Below are 20,083 nucleotides of genomic sequence, written 5' to 3' on the forward strand. Positions count from 1 at the left end.
AACCACCACCCCCGCTATCGCCCCACTAGACGGCACAATTCGCCCTGGCGAGCTACTTGCCATTGTCGGCCCCAACGGCGCGGGCAAGAGCACGCTACTCAGCATGCTGTCAGGCTTTCGCCCTGCCGAGCAGGGCGAGCTACATTTGGATGGCAAACCCCTGCGTGAATGGCCCATCGCCGAACTTGCCAACCGGCGTGCCCTGGTCGCCCAGCAGGAACTGCCCGGCTTTGACTGGCAAACCGACGAACTGTTGAGTCTAGGCAGTAACCCGGCCAAATCACTGGTCGCAGCGCTACTTAACGACCTGGATCTAACCCACCTCGCCAAGCGCAGCGTACTCTCGCTTTCCGGTGGCGAACGCCAGCGGGTGATGATCGCACGGGGCGCCTGCCAACTACTCTCAAGGGGCTCTCCCACCGCCAAGGATGGTGGTATTTTATTGCTGGATGAGCCGACCAGTGCCTTGGATATCGGCCAGCAGCAGCGCTTGATGCGGCAACTACGCGGCTGGGCCGCACAGCACCGCATGGCGATTGTTTGCGTGCTCCACGACCTTAATCTCGCCAGCACCTACGCTGACCGGGTATGGTTGCTGCATCAAGGGCAGCGTATTGACCACGGACTACCCAGCCAGGTGCTTAACCCCGCGACCATTGCGAAGATTTACGCAGCCGAACTTCAGCACATTGAGGGCGGCCCCCATGGCAAGCCTCTGCTCGCCCTGGCGCCTTAAGACAGCTTTCAGCAGCCAACGAGTCGAGTGGCAAAGCCCTCATATAAGTCCATACTTATCCATACGTAACGGGCAATATAGGCATCACCGTGTGCCAATTGGGGAGCAAGAATGAGACTGATCAGCCCCATGTGGGTCGTGTTGGCAGGGATGAGTTTTAGCATCGGTGTATTAGGCATCTTTCTGCCCCTGCTGCCGACCACCGTGTTTATGCTAATGGCTGTTTACTGTGCCTCCAAAGGCTCACCGCGCTTTGAGGCCTGGATCCGCTCCCGCCACTATGTCGGGCCACTGCTGGTTACCTGGGAGCAAGAGCACGCCATCCCCCGGCACGCTAAGTTGGCGGCTGTTAGCATGATAGCGTTGAGTGCTCTGATCACCGCTTGGTCACTCGGCCCCGGCTGGACACGCTGGGGCGTGATCGCTCTACTAATGCTGATTGCCGTTTGGCTGGCTACTCGGCCAGAGCCTTCGTCTTCTTAACACACGCCTAAACCAGCACCTTATGGGTAGAGACCACCTGTCGCAGCCCCATAAACGAGCGGATCTGACGCACGCCGGGCAGGTAGAGCAACTGTTCGGCGTGCAGCCTGTTGAAGCTTTGGCTGTCCCGGGTGCGTACCAACATGAAATAGTCAAACTCCCCGGTAACCACGTGGCACTCCATACAGCCTGACACCTTCTGGGCCGCCTCCTCAAAGGCGGCGAAGGATGAAGGCGTCGAGCGATCCAATACGACTCCAATCAACACCACCATACCTGCCTGTAGCTGCTCCGGGTCTAAATGCGCCACCACCCTGCTGATTACCCCATCCCGCTTGAGCCTTTCCACCCTGCGTAAGCACGCCGCCGGGCTCAAGTTCACCTGCTCTGCCAGTGCCACATTGGAGAGTGTGGCATCTTCCTGAAGCAGTTTAAGGATACGCCGATCTGTTCGGTCTAGCTCAGCGGCCTGATCATCAGGCTCAGGGCGTGAACGGCAGGTTTTTGAGCGCACTATTATTTACCTTATTTATCTATAAACACTATTTAAGACCACATAAAATATGTTTTATCAACTTTTATTGCTTTAAACCAGCCGACTTTGCAACACAAAAATCACGACTAACACTTACTATGAATAGCAGAGAGCACGTCCATTGTTCACAACAACCTTAGCCGCCCTATATCGCACCCAATGTTTTAAAGCTGGAGATTGCTATGAACCTCGAACGCTTCCCACGTTACCCGCTTACCTTTGGCCCCTCTCCCATTACGCCGCTCAAGCGGCTAAGTGAACATTTAGGCGGTGAAGTAGAGCTCTACGCCAAGCGCGAAGACTGCAACAGCGGCCTGGCCTTTGGCGGCAACAAAACGCGCAAGCTGGAGTACTTGATTCCCGAAGCGATTGAGCAGGGCTGCGATACGCTGGTATCGATTGGCGGTATTCAATCCAACCAGACCCGCCAGGTTGCCGCGGTGGCCGCTCACCTGGGCATGCAGTGCGTATTGGTGCAAGAGAACTGGGTTAACTACTCCGATGCAGTGTATGACCGCGTGGGCAATATCGAGATGTCACGCATCATGGGCGCCGATGTGCGAATGGACGACGCTGGCTTTGATATCGGCATTCGCCCTAGCTGGGAGCAGGCCATGGAGGATGTTCGCCAGCGAGGCGGTAAGCCCTTCCCGATTCCCGCTGGCTGTTCCGAGCACCCTTACGGCGGCTTAGGCTTTGTAGGCTTTGCTGAAGAGGTGCGGCAGCAGGAGAAAGAGCTAGGCTTCACGTTTGACTATATCGTGGTGTGCTCGGTCACCGGCAGCACCCAGGCAGGCATGGTGGTGGGGTTTGCCGCCGATGGCCGTGCCCAGCGAGTGATTGGCATTGACGCCTCTGCCAAGCCTGAGCAAACCCGTGAACAGATCCTGCGCATTGCGCGCAATACGGCCGAGCTGGTGGAATTGGAAGGCGGTGTTAGCGATGACGATGTCATTTTGGATACCCGCTACGGCGGCCCCGAGTACGGCCTGCCCAACGAAGGCACGCTGGAAGCCATTCGCCTATGTGCCCGCCTCGAAGGTGTACTCACCGACCCCGTTTACGAAGGTAAATCCATGCACGGCATGATCGACATGGTGTGCAACGGCGAATTCCCGCCAGGCTCCAAAGTACTCTACGCCCACCTAGGCGGCGTACCTGCGTTAAATGCCTATAGTTTCCTGTTTAGAAATGGATAAGGAATAAAACACCCACCTCGAACCGTCTGATCCAGCGCCTCAATGACGCCGATCAGGCGGTTACTGCTGTACAAATAATGCACACCCTTTAGTCTTGGCGTATAAGATGTTCACGGATACGCCATGTCTTCAACGCTTCCCGCACACCTCACCCTTGACGAACGTGCCCACTACCCAGCGCCGCTGGATTTCACCCACGGCACGCTGACCTGGGCCGGCGCCGATGATGAGATGATTGGCACCGACGTACCGCCCGTTTCTGCCCAGCAGCGCATGGCCTAAGGTGTTCGCGTGGCGTTCAACCATACCTGTCTATAACATTCATAAAGCGAGCCGCCAGGAGTTTGCACCTCTTCAACACTTAGCTTCCAACAAGGACGGACTCTATGCGCGATGATGAAAAGTACACCAATTCCGAAGAGCAGCTTCTCTACCTTCAAAACCTGCTAGATGACCCAGACGCAGCGGCACTAAAAGCGCATTTCTCTGAACTCGATATTTTAGACATTGCGCGAACACTGGAATCCTTCCCGGCCAAAACGCGAGATTTTCTTTGGGAGTATATTCCCGACGAGTTAATCGGCGAGGTTCTCGCCGAAGTTGACGAAGACATCCGTGCTGACTACATCGAGGATTTATCGGCCAGCGATGTAGAAGCAATTGTTAAAGGCTTGGATGCTCAAGAAGTTGCTGAAGTTTTAGATGTTGCTGATGAAGCCATAAAAACCAGCGTCTACGCTAGCCTAGAGCAAGAGATCCGCGCCCAGGTTGAGAATCTTCACGCCTATGAAGATGACGTTGTTGGCCGTTACATGGATCCCGAGACCGTCAATGTAAAACAGGGCGTGTCGTTAGAGGCCGTACAGCGCTATATCCGCATCCACCATCTGCTCGACGATGAGTCGCAGCAGATCATGATTACGGATAAAGACAAACGCTTACTCGGCACTTTGACCCTGATTGATTTAATCAAGCAACCACAAGATGCGATGGTTGATGATTACATGGATGACTTTTTCACTCTAAATGATCAAATGAAAGTCAGTGATGCAGCGGCGTTATTGCGCTCTAAAGAGCTACACTTTGTGCCCGTGTGCGATAGCGATGGGTTATTAGTAGGCCAGCTAAACGCCGCCGACGTACTGGAAATCACCCAAGACGACGCTGACATGACGTTAAAGCATATGTCCGGCGTCAGTAACGAAGAGGAAGTCTTCACGCCCGTTTTACGCAGTGCGAAAAGTCGCGGCATTTGGCTGGGTATTAATCTGTTAACGGCTTTTTTAGCCGCCTTCGTTATTGGTCAATTCGAGGCTGCATTGGATCAAATTGTGGCGTTGGCCATTTTGATGCCGGTGGTGGCGAGTATGGGGGGTATTGCGGGTAGTCAAACCCTCACCGTGGTTATACGCGGCTTGGCGCTGGGGCAGCTCGCGGGTAACAACGTCCGCTGGCTGTATAACAAAGAGATGTGGGTGGGTATGAGTAACGGCTTGGTTTGGGCGTTAGTGGTCGGCTTGATTGCCCATATCTGGTTTGGCGACGCCATGATTACACTGGTGATCACACTGGCCATCTTTATCAATATGAGTCTCGCCAACTTATCCGGCGTACTCATCCCCATGGTGTTGAAAAAGCTCCAGATCGACCCCGCGTTGTCGGGTGCGGTTATTTTGACGACCGTTACCGATGTGGTTGGCTTTTTGTCATTCCTCGGTCTCGCGACGCTGATTATTTTGTGACTTTTCTTTCCAGCCTGCGCTTGGGCCTTTATAGAAAGGCCCAAGCGCTTAGTGTAGAAGTAACGGCTATACTGTCGCCCACTGCCCCGTCTGATCTGACGTTTCGACGGCCTCTATTAATCGATTAACCCGCGCGGCTTCGCGGAAGTCTGGATAGAGGGGACGGTCGTTGATGATGCCCTCCACAAGATCGCGCACCTCGATAATCTTCTGATCGTTATAGCCCAGACCATGCCCCGGTGCGGGGCTGAAAGCGGCATAGTCAGGGTGTTCGGGGCCCGCTAACAGAGTAGTGAACCCGCGCCTGCCGTGGGCGTCGCCGTGGCGATATAGCTGCAGCTCGCTCATGCGCTCCTGGTCAAACACAATGGCGCCTTTGGTGCCCGTTAGCGTGTAGGCCAAGCCCATTTTGCGGCCAGCCGCCACCCGGGAGGTTTCGATATTACCGATTAACCCCTGGTCAAACCGCAGCATGGCCTGGGCCTGATCGTCGTTTTCCACCGCAGCCATCCCGCTGCCGTTAGCATTGGGGCGCGTTGCAATGACGGTTTGTAGCTGGCCGCATACCTCGGTAATGCGCTGCCCGGTTAAAAACTCGGCCATATTAAGAATATGCGACCCCACATCGCCTAACGCACCGGCGCCTGCGGTCGCCCGTTTGGTATGCCAATCGTGGGGCTTTTCCGGGTCGAGCAGGTAGTCCTCATTGTGCCGCCCACGAAAGTGAATCAGCTCTCCGATATCGCCACTGGCGACAATCTGTCGGGCCAGTTGGGTGGCGGAATTGCGAATGTAGTTAAAACCCACCAGGGTTTTGACACCCGCCTTTTCAGCCGCGGCGACCATCTCGTCAGCGTCTGCCGTACTCAGCGCCAGCGGTTTTTCAGCGTAAACATGCTTGCCCGCCGCAATGGCGGCTAACGCCATCTCTTTATGCAGGAAATTGGGCGCGCAGATATCCACCACATCCACGTCACTGTCGGCCACCAGGGCACGCCAGTCGTCGGTGGCGCGGGCAAATCCCCAGGCCCGCGCTCGGCTCTCTGCAGTAGCGAGGTCGACATCCGCCAGCAGTTCGCAAACGGGTTTAGCGGGCAGTTCAAAAACGCTGGACGCCGCATTAAAAGCAATGGCGTGGGCCTTGCCCATAAAACCGGTGCCGATTAGGCCAATCTTGAGGGTTTTCATTATCGTTACCCCTATTATAAAACAATAACGCCGGGCTGGGCCCGGCGTTGAATGGTGGCGTGCCCCGTAGACTGTTTACATGGTCGGCATGGTGAAGTGGTTGGTCTCTTCACGGATGCCGCTGGGCCAGCGCTGGGTGATGGTTTTCATACGGGTGTAGAAACGCACACCGTCGGGGCCGTGCATATGCAGCGGGCCAAACAGCGAACGCTTCCAGCCGCCGAAGCTATGGAACGCCATGGGCACCGGAATTGGTACGTTAACGCCGACCATGCCGACCTGGATCTGCTCGCAGTACTGACGCGCCGCATCGCCATTCCTGGTAAAGATCGCCGTGCCATTGCCGTATTCGTGGGCGTTGATCATGCTGACCGCCTCGTCGAAGCTCGCCACGCGGGCAATGGCCAGCACCGGGCCGAAGATCTCCTCGGAGTGAATACGCATGCTGGGCGTGACATGGTCAAACAGGCTGCCGCCGATAAAGTAGCCATCGCCTGCCCCGTCAATCGTGGTCTGGCGACCGTCTACCACTAACTCTGCGCCTTCATCCACGCCGGTTTGGATATAACCCGCCACTTTTTCGCGATGCTCGCGGGTGATCAGCGGCCCCATATCATTATCGGGGCCATCGACCAGGCCAGGCCCGACCGTGAGTTTATCCAGTTCGGCCACCAGTTTTTCGCGCAGGCGGTTGGCGGTCTCTTCGCCAACGGGTACGGCCACCGAAATCGCCATGCAGCGCTCGCCTGCCGAGCCATAGGCCGCGCCCATCAGAGCACCCACGGCTTGATCTAGATCCGCATCGGGCATGATCACCATATGGTTTTTGGCGCCGCCCAGTGCCTGAACACGCTTGCCATGGGCTGATGCGGTAGCGTAGATGTACTCAGCAATTGGGGTAGAGCCCACAAAGCTCACCGCCTGAACACGCTCATCGGTAAGCAGCACATCCACCGCCTCTTTATCGCCATTGATAACGTTGAAAACGCCATCCGGCAGGCCCGCTTCTTTAAGCAGCTCGGCTAAGCGCAGCGGCGTAGAGGGGTCTTTCTCTGAAGGCTTCATGACGAAGGTGTTGCCGCAAGCCAGGGCGATGGGGAACATCCACATAGGCACCATGGCGGGAAAGTTGAACGGAGAGATACCGGCGCACACGCCCAGCGGCTGCATCATTGAGTAACTATCAACGCCGGTGCCGACGTTCATGGAGTGCTCGCCCTTCTGAAGGTGGGGAATGCCGCAGGCAAACTCGACCACTTCCAGGCCGCGAGTCACTTCGCCTTTGGCGTCAGAAAACACCTTGCCGTGTTCGCTGGAGACCAGTCGTGCAAGCTCATCGGTGTGCTCCTCGACCAGCGCCTTGAACTTAAACAAAATACGCGCGCGCTTTAGCGGCGAAGTTTTAGACCAGTCGGCAAAGGCCTCGTCGGCGATACGCACTGCTTCGCGGGTTTCATCGGCGGTGGCCAACGCCACCTGGGCGCTCTGCTCACCGGTGGCCGGATTATAAACCGGCGAAGTGTGCTGGCTCTGAACGGCGGAGAGCTGGCCATTAAGATAGTGGGATAGCGTCTTCATACAAACTCCTGATTAAAAGGCGGCGCTGGTGCTGTTTAGCTGGCAACGTCGAAGCCTGCCCGCTCGGCAAGTTGACGTAGGTTGCGGTAACCCAGGCGGGCGTAGGTCAGCGGGTGGGCGACTTCCGGGTCTTGTTCGGCTTCAACCACTAACCAACCCTGGTAGCCCTGTTCGCGCAGGTGGGTTAAGGCGGGCAGGAAATCCACATTGCCATCCCCCGGCACCGTAAACAGGCCGTCTAACACGCCGTTTAAAAAGCTTTTGTCGCGGTTGCGTACCGCTTCCAGCACTGGGAAGCGCAGGTCCTTGCAGTGCACATGATGGATACGCTGGCTGTAGCGTTTGGCGATGGCGAGCGGGTCGCCGCCAGCCCCGCGCAAATGACCAAAATCAAGCAGCAGCCCCACGCCTTCACCGGTGTTATCCATCAAGCGTTCAACGTCGGCCTGGCTTTCGATCACCGTGCCCAAATGGTGGTGATACACCAGCTGAATGCCCTGGGATTTCAGGTAGTCGCCCACGACATCCAGGCCATGCAGCAGTCGCTGCCACTCTTGCTCGGAAAGGTGCGGACGCTGGGAAAGCGGGCGCTCCTGATCGCCGTGTACACAATGGGTGACTTCGCACAGCACCATCACCTTGGCACCGCACTGCTTGAGCAGGTTCATATGATCCTGAATGGCATCAATCTCTTCTTCAGGAGTGCGCTCCAACAGCTGCGCGGAGTACCAGCCCGAAACGAGTGCCAAGTCGTGGGCGCTAAGCACCTGGTTCAAGGCGTCAGGCGTTCGGGGAAACTTGTTACCTAATTCAAAGCCGCTAAACCCCGCTTCGCGGCCCTCTTTCAAACAGGTTTCCAGTGGTGTTGCGCCGCCCAGGCTGGGCAAGTCGTCGTTCGTCCAGGTGAGCGGGTTGATGCCTAAAGTAACCGTTGGCATAGCGTATTCCTTATGATTATGTTTGTTGGTATTAATGGCGTTGGCGCTGCTTGGCTTCGCGGTACCCTTGATAGGCTTTATTGACCGCTTCACGCTCGGAAACCTCGGGCACGGCCACCTCCCACCAGGCACCGCCTTCCTGGGTGCTGGGTAGCGGATCGGTATCCAGGGCAATCACATAGGTCGAGGTGGCGCTGCGAGCGCGCACCAGCGCCTGCTCCAGCTCCGCAATGCCGCTCACTGATTCAGACTCACAGCCCAGAGATTTGGCATGGGCGGCGAAATCGGTTTTGGGAGCGCCTGCTTCCACAGTGCGGCAATCTTGCAGAAGGTTGTTGAACCCCGCGCCGCCTGTGGCCTGCTGCAAGCGGTTGATGCAGCCATAGCCGCGGTTATCCAACACCACCACAATCAGCTTGTGGCCCAGCATCACCGAGGTTGCCAGCTCCGAGTTGTGCATCAGGTAGCTACCATCGCCCACCATCACCACCACTTCCCGCTCTGGCTTGGCCATCTTGACGCCCAGCCCGCCCGCAATTTCATAGCCCATGCAGGAGAAGCCGTACTCCACGTGGTAGCTGCCAGGGCCCGAGCATTGCCAGAGCTTATGCAGCTCGCCGGGCAAGCCACCGGCGGCGCATACCACGGTGGTATCGTTGCCTGCTTGGCGATTAACCGCACCGATCACCTGGGCATCGGTGGGCAGCGCCAGCCCTTGGTCGGCGGTCACGTTGCGCACTATTTCGGCCCACTCGCGCTTGAGCGTGCCGGTCTGCTCGCGCCATTCATCGCCGCCGCGCCATTCACCCAGCGCCGCGTCGAGTTGACCCAGCCCGACCAAGGCATCGCAGCTTAACGGCAGCGCTTGATGCTTCAGGCTGTCGAAGCGGCCAACGTTGAGGGCGATAAGCGTTTTATCGCTTCCTTCAAATAGCGCTCGTGAGCCGGTGGTAAAGTCCTGCAGCCGCGTGCCCACCGCCAGAATGACATCCGCCTGCTCCGCCAATTGGTTGGCGGCTGCGCTGCCGGTCACCCCAATGGCACCCACTGCGCAGGGGTGGCTATCGGCCAACGCGCCTTTGCCGGCCTGGGTTTCGGCTACCGGGATGCCCCGCGCTTTAGCAAACTCTGCCAGGGCATCGCAGGCAGCGGCGTAATGCACGCCGCCGCCGGCGATAATCAGCGGGCGCTTGGCCTGTTGCAGCGCGGCGATTGCTTGACGAAGCTCGTATGCATCCGGTGGCGAGCGGCGAATGCGATGCACCCTGGGAGCAAAAAAGGCCTCCGGGTAATCGTAGGCAAAGGTTTGCACATCCTGGGGCAATGCCAGGGTCGCGGGGCCGCAGTGCTCAGGGTCAAGCAGGGTAGCAATCGCCTGGGGCAAACTGGTCAGCAGCTGCTCGGGGCGATTAATACGGTCGAAGTAACGCGACACCGGACGAAAACAGTCGTTGACGCTAATGGTCGGGTCACCAAAATGCTCCACCTGCTGGAGTACCGGGTCGGGTTCGCGGGTGGCGAAGGTGTCCCCCGGCAGCAGCAGGATCGGCAAGCGGTTGGCGTGGGCGAGTGCTGCGGCGGTGACCATATTGGTCGCCCCCGGGCCTATCGAGCTGGTCGCGGCCATTAAGCGCTGGCGATTATTGGCTTTGGCAAAGGCAATCGCCGCGTGGGCCATGGCCTGTTCGTTGTGAGCGCGAAAGGTCGGAAGCGTGTCTTGCACGTGGTAAAGCGCTTCCCCCATTCCGGCCACATTGCCATGACCAAAAATCGCAAACACGCCTTCAAACAGCGCCACTTCTTGGCCATCCACCTCTATACGTTGTGCAGCAAGGTACTTGACCAACGCCTGGGCCATGGTGAGTCGAATGGTGCTCATTTTACGCCTCCTCCGTGTGGGCCTGCGTTTGCGGCTCCGCCTGCCTTAGTTGCCGCCACGCCTTTATCAACTCGGCATAGTTCTGGGCGACCCGCTCTACCAAGCGGGCATCGTCGATACGCCCAGCCAGCCAGTCGCGGCTGGCGCTGGCAAATAGCGTGCGGCCAACGGTGAACCCCTTACAGCAGGCATGATTGGCCGCTGCTTCAAAGCCACGTTTCATATCGTCCATAGGGGCGTCTAGCCCGAGCAGCACGACCCCACGGCAGTAGGTATCTTCCCGCTCAATGGTGTCGCCAACCGCCTGCCAGGCAGCGTCTGACATGGCAGGTAGTTTCCACCAGTCTGGGCGAATACCCAGGTTGTAGAGCCGCTGAAGGCTGCGCGGCAAAGTGGTATCGTCATTGGGCATGTCGGCGGGCGGAATGACTTCAATCAGCAGCTCCAGCCCATAAGCACAGGCCGCCTGGTAGAGCTGACGCAGCCGCTCCTCCTGCTCCAGGCGCAGCGAGAGTTCATCGTCGGGATGATAGAACACCAGACATTTAATGATCTGCTCTCTAGGCCAGTTGCGCAGGCAGGCACCTAAATCATCGCCATGCTGGAAGCGCAAAGGTCGTGAGCCTGGGAGCTCTACCGGTCGACCGATCCACCAGCCTTTCCCACTGGCTTGATTGAGCGCGTCTTGACCCAGCACGTCGTCTACCAGGATCGCGGGCGTGGAAATACCGCCCAGTTTGGCACCCTCTTCGGCGGCGGTGACCAGGAGTTTTTTGAGTGCTGGCAGTCGCGCACTGTCGGCATACGCTTCGCGGGCCATATCGGTGAGCTGACGGCGGTGGTCAAACGCCAGGCCCAACACTTCGGGCCACTGAGCAGGCACTCGGGTGGTGACCCGGTGCAGATGATTTAGGCGTTGATCGGTATCCGGACGAGGCACCTCATCGCGGCGCGCCAGGTAATCAAATAACTCGTCTTCGGTGGGCATGGCCGGGGCGCAGCCGTGGCGGGAGACCACCAGCGCGCCGCAGGCATTGGCATAACCGGCGCTGGTTTGCCAGGGTTCATTGCGCAGCCAGCCGCGTAGCAAGCCACTCATAAAGGCATCCCCGGCACCCAGCACATTGAGCACCTCGACCTGTACGCCCTTAACTAAAATACCGTCTTCAATGCGGCCAGGAATCGCGCCTTCAAACACCACACAGCCCATGGGCCCCAGCTTGCATACCAGGGTAGCTTTGCTAACTTCACGCACCGCGCGCAGAGCCACTAAGGTGTCCGTGCTGCCGCCGGCAATATGAAACTCCTCTTCGGTACCTACAATCAGATCAAAATCTGGCAACCAGCGCTGCAGGTCGGTGGTCACTTTATCATCGGCGATAAAGCGGGTTTCACCATCACCAGGGTTAGTCAGCCCCCACAGCACGGGGCGATAGTCGATATCCAGCACCCGCTTCACGCCATAATGGGCGGCGGCGTCCAGTGCCTTGCGACACGCCCGCCGGGTGGTATCGGTAGAAAGATGGGTGCCGGTAATTGCCAGCGCTTTTGCTCGAGCAATAAATTCAGGGTCGATGGCGTCGGCGTCGATGGCCATATCGGCACAGTCGCGGCGATAAAACAGCAGCGGGAAGCTTTCGCGGTCTTTTAAGGCTAGCAGCACCAGGCCGGTGTGGCGCTCGGGGTCGGTTTGAAGCGCGGAGGTATCCACGCCCACCCGCTCCAGCTCTTCGCGCACGAAGTTGCCCATCTGCTCGTCGCCGACCCGCGAGAGCATGGCGGATTTCAACCCGAGGCGAGCGGTGCCGTAGGCCATATTGCCCGAGCTCCCGCCTAGGTACTTGGCAAAGCTGGCCACGTCTTCTAAACGGCTGCCAATCTGCTCGGCGTAAAGATCGACCGCCACGCGTCCAAGACAAATCAGGTCAAGCGGTCGGTGTTGACTATTGTTATTCAGCATAAATGTCTCCCCACGTCACAAATTCGTGGTACTAGTCACAGGATGGCACTGGGCATAAAAGCGTCTTGGCTGGCAATCGATAAGGCTTATCAACCGTGGATTAAAGTGTGAAGGCGGCACGGAATCGGTCGAGCGCGAGGTCGTCGTCGCCAGAGGCCCAGCCTTCCAGTCCTACGGTGCCGCGATAACCTATGTCGTTCAGCACTTTGGCAATGGCCGGGTAGTTAATCTCGCCGGTTCCCGGTTCGCAGCGCCCTGGCACATCAGCCACTTGCACTTCACCAATGTACGGCCCACAGCGGCGAATCAATTCAATCAAATTACCTTCGCCAATTTGGGCGTGATAAACGTCCAACATAATGCGCAAGCTGGGCCGATCAACACTTTCCACCAGCGCTAGAACATCTTCCAAGCGCGCAAACGGCACTCCTGGGTGATCAACGTCGGTATTGAGATTTTCAAGCACAAAGGTGACGTCGTTCTGCTCGCCGAGATCCGCCAGCCGATTGAGGGTATCGCGTGCTTTTAACCACATCGCGCCGGTCATCTGTTGGCAAGGTTTCACGGGAAGACCTTCGCCATCCAACCCTGTGCCGTGCAGGTTGAGACGTGGAATACCCAGTCGTTTGGCCACCTCAACCGACTCAGCGGCGGTGCGTAGCAGTTCATCTGCCCCGGCGGCATCCGCTAAGGTGCCGGTGACATAGCCGGTCATGGAGGAAAATGTCGCCCCGCTATTGGCCAGTGCGTCAATGTCATGCTTAGTCCAGTCCCAGATTTCGACCTGAAAACCCAGTTCAGAAATACGCTTAACACGCTCCAACACGGGCAAGCGGCGGAACACCATTTCAGCGCAGACGGCCAGCGTGAACGGGGATGATGGGGTAGGTTTATTCATCATGGCTCCTTAATAGCCGCTCGCCGTTCGCGGTGAAGGGGGTTCAGTGCTGCTTGTTTCATTCACGGGCTGGGCGTCTTGTTCGGCTAAGCTGGCCTTCTTGGCTTTATCGTCCCGCTGGAATTCCGCAAGCTCCGCATCCAGGCTTTCAAGCTCAGCGCCACCCGCCATCATGTTGAGCACTTCTTCGCGGCTGACTTCTTCTTTGCGGAATGAGCCCAAACTGCCGCCGCGTGACAATAAGGTGAACGCATCGGCCACTGGGTAAGCATGGTGAACATTGTGGGTAATAAAGATGACCGCCAGGCCATCCGCGCGGGCTTTGGCAATGTAGCGCAGTACGACAGAGGCCTGCTTAACCCCAAGCGCTGACGTAGGCTCATCAAGAATCAGCACTTTAGCGCCAAAATAGACGGCACGGGCAATCGCCACACACTGGCGCTCCCCGCCAGAAAGCGTGCCCACCGGCTGGCTTGGGTCGCGCACATCAATACCGATTTTAGCCATTTCCTCTTTGGCAACCCGGTCGGCATACTTCCAGTTAATGCGCTTTAAAGGCCCCCAGCCCACCGTCGGTTCGCGGCCCATAAAAAAGTTACGGGTAATCGACATCAACGGCACCATCGCCAGATCCTGGAAAACTGTCGCGATACCGGCGTCGAGCGCGTAAGCCGGGGACTTGAAACGAGCGGGCTTGCCATCCAGTAGCATCTCGCCATGGGTGGGCTGGTGAACACCGGAAAGGGTTTTAATCAACGTTGACTTGCCAGCACCGTTATCACCCAGCAGGCACATAACCTCACCGGAATAGACCTGCATCGAGATATCACTGATGGCGATGACGCTGCCGAAGTGTTTGCTGACACTGCGCATTTCAATCATTGGAGTGCGTGTAGTCATGTTATTTAGCCTCCATCGCCTTTTTGCGCATGTAATTGTTGAATAGCACCGCCACCAGCAACATCACGCCCAGGAAGACCTGGAACCAGTCGGTGTTAACACCGGTGTAAAAAATGCCCATTTGCACCATGCCGAAGATCAGCGCACCCAGGGCGGCACCTATAGCGGAGCCATAACCACCGGTCAGCAAAGCGCCACCGATCACCACAGCAATAATGGCTTCCAGTTCTTTTAGCAGGCCACGGATAGTGTCCGCCGAACCAGTATCCATGACTTGTATGCAGGCAAAGATGGTGGCGGAGAAAGCGGTGAACATGAACAGTGAAATCTTGACGCGGTGGACGGGGACGCCCGAATTGCGCGCCGCATTGGCATCACCACCGCTGGCGAAGATCCAGTTGCCGTAAGGCGTGCACAGCAGCACCCAAGTCGCTACAGCGGTTAAGCCCAGCCACCAGACAATTGAGACGGGAATACCGGTGACCGTGGGGTTGCCCGCAAAGTTGGTCGCCATCCAGCCATTTTCCGCCATCCAACTAAATAGTCCCGTAGCAACTTCTCCAGAGAAAAGCGCCGCGAACCAATCACCGGGGATATGATCCTGAACGCCCCCCACCTGAGTACGTCCCGTCAACAACCGGCTAGTACCGATAGCCAGACCACGCAGAATGAACAGGAAGCCCAGGGTAACGATAAATGACGGCAACCCCGTTTTATTGACCAGATTACCGTTAATCCAGCCCACCAGGCCCGCACAGGCGAACGCCAGTAAAATTGCGGCCCACAGCGGCCAGCCATACTCCACCGCAGGGATGGCAATCAGAATGCCTGCCAAGCCAATCATCGAACCAATCGAAAGATCAAACTCTCCGCCGATCATCAGCAACGCAGCCGCCGTGGCGATAATGCCGAGCTGAGCGGCGACTTCAAGAAAATTAATAATACCCGCTGGGGTAAACATCCCAGTGCCGCTGGAAGCAGCGATAAAGAAGGCAAGCACCAACACGGCACCGGCCAGCGCCCCCAGCTCCGGACGATTAAGAGCCTTCTTCCAGAAAGAGACTCTCTGGATACGCTCATCTTGAGGAGCGGTTGCTGGCGCAACCGACTGTTTCGTTTCAGTAGAATTCATGGCGATCGACCCCCAAGGCTCGACACCGTCGAGCCTTTTTCGATTAGGTAGTTATCAACGGATGCCCTGGCTACTCAGCTCAATGACTTGTGCAGCGTTTTCTTGAGTGACAAACCCTGGGCCGGTGGCAACATCCCCTGCGGGTAGCAGTCCGTTCTTGACGAACTGATCTAGGAACATGACGGGCAAGTAGCCCTGCATGTACTGCTGTTGGTCGATCGCGAAGTCCAGCTCACCCGCATCCAAGGCTTCCAAAATACCGGGTGAAAGGTCAAAGGTGCCGAGGGTGAACATATCGGTTGCCCCCTGCTCACGCATGGCCCGAATCATCGGATCAGCGGCCAATGCACCCAGGGTCAGCACACCACGCACATCACTGTTCTCATTAAGGTAAGCGACAATGGCATTGCGAATATTGGTGGGGTCGTAGGTGGTCGCTAGCTGCTCAGCATTGCCGTCAAAGCCTTCTACAAAGCCATCACAGCGCTGATCAAGTCCCTGGTTGCCTTGCTCATGGTTAACGCAGACGCCTTTCTCGACGCCCAGTTCCTGCATGCGCTCGGCGGCCTGTTTGCCCGCCTCGTATTCACTCTGCCCGACGTGCAGCCGGGCACCATAATCCCTCGCCACGTCACCACCGGAGTTAATGGTGATCACTGGGATGCCGTTATCGACAGCATTTTGGACAGCGCCGCCCAGGGCGTTTTCGTCAGTAAAAGAGAGGATCAAGCCATCCGGATCAGATGCCACCGCTGCCTGTACGAGTTGCTGCATCTTGGCCATATCAAAGGTCGATGGTGCACGGTACTCCAGCTCAGCGCCTACGAGATCAGCGGCTGCCTCTGCGCCGTTTTTCACCACGGACCAGAAAGGATCAGAGGGAACACCATGGGTCACCATGACGAAACGGCTCGCTTCTTGTTCCGGTTCTTGTGCTTGTGCAGTTCCCGCCATTAATACCGTGGTGGCGGCAGAGGCTAGAAGCCATTGAGATAGACGTGCCATAAATAATTCCTCATAACGTTATCGTTGTTGGTAGGGAAGTGGCATTAAATGCCTTGGCGATATGAAATATAGATTCCAAATAGCAATTACTGCAAATTATTTATTCTATACTTTTGTATAAATGGAATATTTATTCCAATCAACTAGACTGCATAACAGCCAGCCACTTTGCTCAGTGCTACTGCCCAGTCGTGCATGAGTGAATGAGTGGTACATGAGTTAACGCTAAGGAATTTGTATGCCGCAGCCACCACAAAGCTACCGCGAGCTGGAAACGCTGATCACCGCCGAGTACGCCACGCTAAGCAAACGCTTACAGCAAACCGCTCGTTTTGTGCTTGATCACCCCCAGGAGGTTGCTCTGGCAACCGTGGCCAAAATTGCTGAGCAGGCAGATGTCACTCCATCCACCTTAATCCGCTTGGCCAATAGCTTGGGCTTTAAGGGTTTTTCCGAAATGCAGCAGCTGTTTCGCAGCCGCCTAGTCGATGAATTGCCTAACTACACAGAACGGATTCGCGCAGTACGTAGCGCCACCGGGGAAACACCCGACAGCACCCAGCTGTTGTGGGAGTTCGCCGATGCCAATCGCGCTGTTCTGGAGCAGCTTCCCAGCCGTATCGATCCAGAGAGCCTGGAGAAGGCGCTGGATATTTTTGAAAAGGCTCATGCGATTCATGTGATGGGGGCACGGCGAAGCTTCATGGTCGCCAGCTACATGACCTATGCCCTGGCCCATGTGGATAAGCCTGCGCTGCTGGTCAATGGTTTGGGTGGGATGTACGGCGAGCAGCTGCGCGCTATGAGCCAACACGACGCCCTACTGACCATCAGCTTTTCCCCCTATGCAGAAGAGAGCCAAAAAGCCTGCGAAGACGCCCATCAGCGCGGTCTACCTATTGTAGTGATTACCGATTCGAACCTCAGCCCGCTGGCCCGTTTCGCGGATGTCGTCTTCGTTGTCAACGAAGCTGAAGTAAAAAGTTTCCGCAGTTTGACCGCGTCGCTCTGCTTGACCCAGACCTTGGCAATTGCCCTGGGCGTGCGGCAAGACAAAACACGCGACAAAGAAAAGGGCCGTGACAAACAACATAAGGCCTAAACGCCACAACGAGCCAACACCAACAACAAAACAGGAGAGCTTATGAAACTCGCGCTTATCGGCGCTGGACGCATCGGCAAGGTGCACGCCCAGGCCATTCACTCGCACCCGAACGTTACCCTGGCCGCCGTGGCCGATTTTCATCAGCCTGCCGCAGAAGCGTTGGCCGAGCAGTACGCCAGCCGAGCGGCCTCTGTGGATGAAATCTTCGCGGATGACACCATTGACGCCGTACTGATTGCTTCAAGCACGCCCACCCATGCGGAGTATCTGGAGCGTGCCGCCCGCGCTGGCAAGGCGATTCTGTGCGAAAAACCCATCGCCCTGGATTTAGCCCGCACGCGAGATGCTCTGCAGGTACTCAGTGAGCATCCAGTGACCTGCGCGTTAGGCTTTAACCGCCGCCACGATCCTCAGTTTTCGGCACTGAAAAAAGCGATTACCAAAGGGCGTATTGGCGCACTTGAAACGCTAACGATTATTAGCCGCGACCCCTCTCCCCCGCCCGCCGAGTACGTGGCTGAGTCCGGCGGCCTGTTTCGGGACATGATGATTCACGATCTGGACATGGCGCGCTGGCTGCTCGATGAACCCATCGAAAGTGTCTTTGCCGTCGGCAGTAGCATTATCGACCCAGCGATTGGCGAAGCGGGTGATGTGGATACCGCCATGGTCACCCTTACCACAGCCAGTGGAAAGCTGTGCCAAATCAGCAACTCACGACGTGCCTGCTACGGCTACGATCAGCGTATCGAAGCCTTTGGCAGCCAAGGCATGCTGCAGGTCCAAAATGAGAGCGACACCCGGCTGCGCTTCACCGGTGAAGCAGGCCAAGTGGAAGACAAACCCAAGTGGTTCTTCCTGGAGCGCTATGCCCAAGCCTACCAACTGGAAATTGGCGACTTTGTCGCCGCATGGAAGGAGAAACGTGCGCCACTCGCAGGTGCCCAGGATGGCCTAGAGGCGTTGCGCTTAGCCGATGCAGCGGAGCTTTCATTGCGTGAAGGTCGCAAAATTCTGCTCGATGCCTCGATCTAAACAGACGCAAACGGGTCTGTGGAGACCCTTCATATCGACAACGGCTAGCTGCCAACAGAGCAGCTAACCATCAGAAGGAGCGACATATGGCTTCCCTACTGGTACGCCCCACCGCCCCAGATACCCAAGGCACCGTGATTGACGTTACCCCTGAATCGGCTGGCTGGCAGCATGTCGGCTTTCGGGTGCATAAACTCGCCAAGGGTCAGCGCCTGGAGGCCAGCAGCGATGATCAGGAAATCTGCCTGGTGCTGCTCACCGGTCGCGCCACGGTAACCTGCGGCGAGCACCGCTTTGAAGATATCGGCCAGCGCATGGATATCTTTGAACAAATTCCACCCTACGCGGTTTACCTACCCAATGGGGTTAGCTACTCGGTGGAAGCAACCACAGACTTAGAGCTAGCGGTGTGCGCCGCCCCAGGGCATGGCAATCACGCCCCTAGGCTAATCGCTCCCGACAAAATCAAAAAAAGCACCCGTGGCCAAGGCACCAACACCCGCCATGTTCACGATATTCTGCCGGAAACCGAGCCCGCCGATAGCCTATTAGTAGTCGAAGTATTCACACCTGCGGGTAACTGGTCGAGCTACCCGCCCCACAAACACGATGTGGATAACTTACCCCACGAATCACATCTGGAAGAGACCTACTACCACCGCATTAACCCTGAACAAGGGTTCGCCTTCCAGCGCGTTTACACCGATGACCGCAGCCTTGATGAAACCATGGCGGTGGAAAACGGCTGCTGTGTGTTGGTGCCCAAGGGCTACCATCCAGTAGGCGCCTCCCATGGCTACTCGCTCTACTACTTAAATGTGATGGCGGGGCCCAAGCGGGCATGGAAATTCCACAACGACCCCGACCACGAGTGGCTGATGAACGCTTGATGGAACGACTCTTCGCCCGCTAACGTTTATTGGATGCTATGCTAACTAGCCCCGCTGATGTGGGGCTTTTTATTGTTCGCTATTCCTACGGTTAGCTATTTCATTTATCCAGAGGCTTCAATGCTCCCCGAATACTCCGTCATCGCCTGGTTGTTAATTGCATTTTCCGTTTACCTGACCGGCGTTTCAAAAGGTGGCTTTGCGGGTGGTTTTGGCACGCTCTCGGTACCGCTAATGGCGCTGGCGATCAGCCCCGCCCAGGCAGCTGGCTTACTATTGCCGCTACTGCTGGTGATGGACGTGTTTGCGGTGAAAGCATGGTGGGGCAAGCAGGACGCCACTGAGGTCTGGCGCTTTGTGCCGGGGCTGTTTATCGGCGTGACGGTAGGGACGCTGCTGTTTGGCAGTTTGAGTGAACAGGGCTTACGCCTGACTCTCGGCGTGATCACCCTGCTGTTCGCCGCTTACATGCTGCTCAAGCCCGTTGCCAAGAAACCTATCTCCACCCGCTGGGCATTGCCAGCGGCAAGCGTCTGCGGCTTTACCAGCTTTATGGCCCATGCGGGCGCGCCGCCGCTGAACGTTTACCTGCTGCCGCGCAAACTATCGAAAGAGACGTTTATCGCCACCTGCGCAGTGACCTTTGCCGTAGTCAACGTGATCAAGCTAGCGCCCTATATGTGGCTTGGCGAAATCAACGTTACCAGCGCCTGGGCATCGCTACTGCTAGTACCCATCGCCTGGATCGGTGTACGCAACGGCCTATGGCTGCAAAGTCGCGTCAACGAGACGCTGTTCTACCGGCTGGTGATTTTTGCCATGTTTTTAGTCGGTTTTAATCTGATTTGGCAGGCGCTGAAATAGGGCGGGATTCATTACG

18 protein-coding genes and 1 pseudogene are annotated in these 20,083 nt (G+C 57.0%); 9 read left to right on the plus strand and 10 right to left on the minus strand.

Annotation, left to right across the window (positions count from 1 at the left end; genetic code table 11):
• Positions 1–34 precede the first annotated feature (34 nt).
• Positions 35–736: pseudogene (locus tag YERSI8AC_RS21195) on the plus strand (ATP-binding cassette domain-containing protein); the annotation flags it as partial.
• A gap of 111 nt (positions 737–847) precedes the next feature.
• Positions 848–1,219: a YbaN family protein gene (locus tag YERSI8AC_RS21200; protein WP_236557381.1), complete on the plus strand. Its 372-nt coding sequence runs from the start codon at positions 848–850 to the stop codon at positions 1,217–1,219.
• Positions 1,220–1,226: 7 nt separating this feature from the next.
• On the opposite strand, the gene YERSI8AC_RS21205 is transcribed toward YERSI8AC_RS21200, so the two are convergent.
• Positions 1,227–1,733 (minus strand): Lrp/AsnC family transcriptional regulator, encoded by a 507-nt coding sequence (locus YERSI8AC_RS21205; protein WP_159177513.1) that lies wholly within the window; start codon positions 1,731–1,733, stop codon positions 1,227–1,229.
• 203 nt (positions 1,734–1,936) lie between these two features.
• On the opposite strand from YERSI8AC_RS21205, the gene YERSI8AC_RS21210 reads away from it, so the two are divergent.
• From YERSI8AC_RS21210 to mgtE, 3 genes are all read left to right on the plus strand, one after another.
• On the plus strand, positions 1,937–2,953 hold the full coding sequence (locus YERSI8AC_RS21210) for a 1-aminocyclopropane-1-carboxylate deaminase (protein WP_159177514.1): 1,017 nt from the start codon (positions 1,937–1,939) through the stop codon (positions 2,951–2,953).
• A gap of 123 nt (positions 2,954–3,076) precedes the next feature.
• The gene (locus YERSI8AC_RS21215; protein WP_167522524.1) at positions 3,077–3,235 is read left to right on the plus strand and encodes a hypothetical protein; all 159 of its coding nucleotides are present in this window, start codon (positions 3,077–3,079) and stop codon (positions 3,233–3,235) included.
• Between the two features lie 104 nt (positions 3,236–3,339).
• A complete protein-coding gene (mgtE, locus tag YERSI8AC_RS21220) occupies positions 3,340–4,695 on the plus strand; it encodes a magnesium transporter (RefSeq protein ID WP_159177515.1) in 1,356 nt (451 codons plus the stop codon).
• Between the two features lie 66 nt (positions 4,696–4,761).
• Here mgtE and YERSI8AC_RS21225 read toward each other — a convergent pair whose 3' ends face one another.
• The 9 genes from YERSI8AC_RS21225 to YERSI8AC_RS21265 form a co-directional block, all read right to left on the minus strand.
• The gene (locus tag YERSI8AC_RS21225) at positions 4,762–5,883 is read right to left on the minus strand and encodes a Gfo/Idh/MocA family protein (RefSeq protein WP_159177516.1); all 1,122 of its coding nucleotides are present in this window, start codon (positions 5,881–5,883) and stop codon (positions 4,762–4,764) included.
• Positions 5,884–5,958: 75 nt separating this feature from the next.
• On the minus strand, positions 5,959–7,461 hold the full coding sequence (locus YERSI8AC_RS21230) for a CoA-acylating methylmalonate-semialdehyde dehydrogenase (protein ID WP_159177517.1): 1,503 nt from the start codon (positions 7,459–7,461) through the stop codon (positions 5,959–5,961).
• Between the two features lie 35 nt (positions 7,462–7,496).
• Positions 7,497–8,399, minus strand: coding sequence for a myo-inosose-2 dehydratase (iolE, locus tag YERSI8AC_RS21235; protein WP_159177518.1), 903 nt, complete (start codon positions 8,397–8,399; stop codon positions 7,497–7,499).
• 31 nt (positions 8,400–8,430) lie between these two features.
• Positions 8,431–10,278: a 3D-(3,5/4)-trihydroxycyclohexane-1,2-dione acylhydrolase (decyclizing) gene (iolD, locus tag YERSI8AC_RS21240; protein WP_138799226.1), complete on the minus strand. Its 1,848-nt coding sequence runs from the start codon at positions 10,276–10,278 to the stop codon at positions 8,431–8,433.
• Between the two features lies 1 nt (position 10,279).
• Positions 10,280–12,238, minus strand: coding sequence for a bifunctional 5-dehydro-2-deoxygluconokinase/5-dehydro-2-deoxyphosphogluconate aldolase (locus YERSI8AC_RS21245; RefSeq protein WP_159177519.1), 1,959 nt, complete (start codon positions 12,236–12,238; stop codon positions 10,280–10,282).
• A 100-nt stretch (positions 12,239–12,338) separates the two neighbouring features.
• Entirely contained in the window at positions 12,339–13,136 is a 798-nt protein-coding gene (locus tag YERSI8AC_RS21250; protein WP_089691901.1) for a TIM barrel protein, read from the minus strand.
• Positions 13,137–13,145: 9 nt separating this feature from the next.
• Positions 13,146–14,036 carry an ATP-binding cassette domain-containing protein gene (locus tag YERSI8AC_RS21255; protein WP_159177520.1) on the minus strand — a complete coding sequence of 297 codons (891 nt, stop codon included), beginning with the start codon at positions 14,034–14,036 and terminating at the stop codon, positions 13,146–13,148.
• A gap of 1 nt (position 14,037) precedes the next feature.
• On the minus strand, positions 14,038–15,168 hold the full coding sequence (locus tag YERSI8AC_RS21260) for an ABC transporter permease (RefSeq protein ID WP_035581260.1): 1,131 nt from the start codon (positions 15,166–15,168) through the stop codon (positions 14,038–14,040).
• Positions 15,169–15,222: 54 nt separating this feature from the next.
• On the minus strand, positions 15,223–16,173 hold the full coding sequence (locus YERSI8AC_RS21265) for a sugar ABC transporter substrate-binding protein (RefSeq protein ID WP_159177521.1): 951 nt from the start codon (positions 16,171–16,173) through the stop codon (positions 15,223–15,225).
• A gap of 238 nt (positions 16,174–16,411) precedes the next feature.
• Between YERSI8AC_RS21265 and YERSI8AC_RS21270 the strand changes: the two genes are divergently transcribed.
• The 4 genes from YERSI8AC_RS21270 (at position 16,412) to YERSI8AC_RS21285 (ending at position 20,067) form a co-directional block, all read left to right on the plus strand.
• Entirely contained in the window at positions 16,412–17,275 is an 864-nt protein-coding gene (locus YERSI8AC_RS21270; protein WP_159177522.1) for a MurR/RpiR family transcriptional regulator, read from the plus strand.
• A gap of 42 nt (positions 17,276–17,317) precedes the next feature.
• Positions 17,318–18,313, plus strand: a complete 996-nt coding sequence (iolG, locus tag YERSI8AC_RS21275; protein WP_159177523.1) for an inositol 2-dehydrogenase — start codon at positions 17,318–17,320, stop codon at positions 18,311–18,313.
• An 86-nt stretch (positions 18,314–18,399) separates the two neighbouring features.
• On the plus strand, positions 18,400–19,203 hold the full coding sequence (gene iolB, locus YERSI8AC_RS21280) for a 5-deoxy-glucuronate isomerase (protein WP_138799219.1): 804 nt from the start codon (positions 18,400–18,402) through the stop codon (positions 19,201–19,203).
• Between the two features lie 120 nt (positions 19,204–19,323).
• Complete coding sequence (locus YERSI8AC_RS21285; RefSeq protein WP_138799218.1) at positions 19,324–20,067, plus strand: sulfite exporter TauE/SafE family protein; 744 nt, start codon at positions 19,324–19,326, stop codon at positions 20,065–20,067.
• Positions 20,068–20,083: the final 16 nt, after the last annotated feature.

It is taken from the genome of Halomonas sp. 113, from assembly GCF_904067645.1.
In the GTDB taxonomy this organism is placed as follows: domain Bacteria; phylum Pseudomonadota; class Gammaproteobacteria; order Pseudomonadales; family Halomonadaceae; genus Vreelandella; species Vreelandella titanicae.

Bases quoted from the DNA above. Each gene is read 5' to 3' on its own strand.
- YERSI8AC_RS21255 (WP_159177520.1), bottom strand. From the start codon at position 14,036: ATGACTACACGCACTCCAATGATTGAAATGCGCAGTGTCAGCAAACAC.
- YERSI8AC_RS21265 (WP_159177521.1), bottom strand. From the start codon at position 16,173: ATGGCACGTCTATCTCAATGGCTTCTAGCCTCTGCCGCCACCACGGTA.
- YERSI8AC_RS21215 (WP_167522524.1), top strand. From the start codon at position 3,077: ATGTCTTCAACGCTTCCCGCACACCTCACCCTTGACGAACGTGCCCAC.
- YERSI8AC_RS21245 (WP_159177519.1), bottom strand. From the start codon at position 12,238: ATGCTGAATAACAATAGTCAACACCGACCGCTTGACCTGATTTGTCTT.
- iolB (WP_138799219.1), top strand. From the start codon at position 18,400: ATGGCTTCCCTACTGGTACGCCCCACCGCCCCAGATACCCAAGGCACC.
- YERSI8AC_RS21210 (WP_159177514.1), top strand. From the start codon at position 1,937: ATGAACCTCGAACGCTTCCCACGTTACCCGCTTACCTTTGGCCCCTCT.
- YERSI8AC_RS21250 (WP_089691901.1), bottom strand. From the start codon at position 13,136: ATGAATAAACCTACCCCATCATCCCCGTTCACGCTGGCCGTCTGCGCT.
- YERSI8AC_RS21230 (WP_159177517.1), bottom strand. From the start codon at position 7,461: ATGAAGACGCTATCCCACTATCTTAATGGCCAGCTCTCCGCCGTTCAG.
- mgtE (WP_159177515.1), top strand. From the start codon at position 3,340: ATGCGCGATGATGAAAAGTACACCAATTCCGAAGAGCAGCTTCTCTAC.
- YERSI8AC_RS21200 (WP_236557381.1), top strand. From the start codon at position 848: ATGAGACTGATCAGCCCCATGTGGGTCGTGTTGGCAGGGATGAGTTTT.
- iolE (WP_159177518.1), bottom strand. From the start codon at position 8,399: ATGCCAACGGTTACTTTAGGCATCAACCCGCTCACCTGGACGAACGAC.
- iolD (WP_138799226.1), bottom strand. From the start codon at position 10,278: ATGAGCACCATTCGACTCACCATGGCCCAGGCGTTGGTCAAGTACCTT.
- YERSI8AC_RS21285 (WP_138799218.1), top strand. From the start codon at position 19,324: ATGCTCCCCGAATACTCCGTCATCGCCTGGTTGTTAATTGCATTTTCC.
- YERSI8AC_RS21225 (WP_159177516.1), bottom strand. From the start codon at position 5,883: ATGAAAACCCTCAAGATTGGCCTAATCGGCACCGGTTTTATGGGCAAG.
- iolG (WP_159177523.1), top strand. From the start codon at position 17,318: ATGAAACTCGCGCTTATCGGCGCTGGACGCATCGGCAAGGTGCACGCC.
- YERSI8AC_RS21270 (WP_159177522.1), top strand. From the start codon at position 16,412: ATGCCGCAGCCACCACAAAGCTACCGCGAGCTGGAAACGCTGATCACC.
- YERSI8AC_RS21260 (WP_035581260.1), bottom strand. From the start codon at position 15,168: ATGAATTCTACTGAAACGAAACAGTCGGTTGCGCCAGCAACCGCTCCT.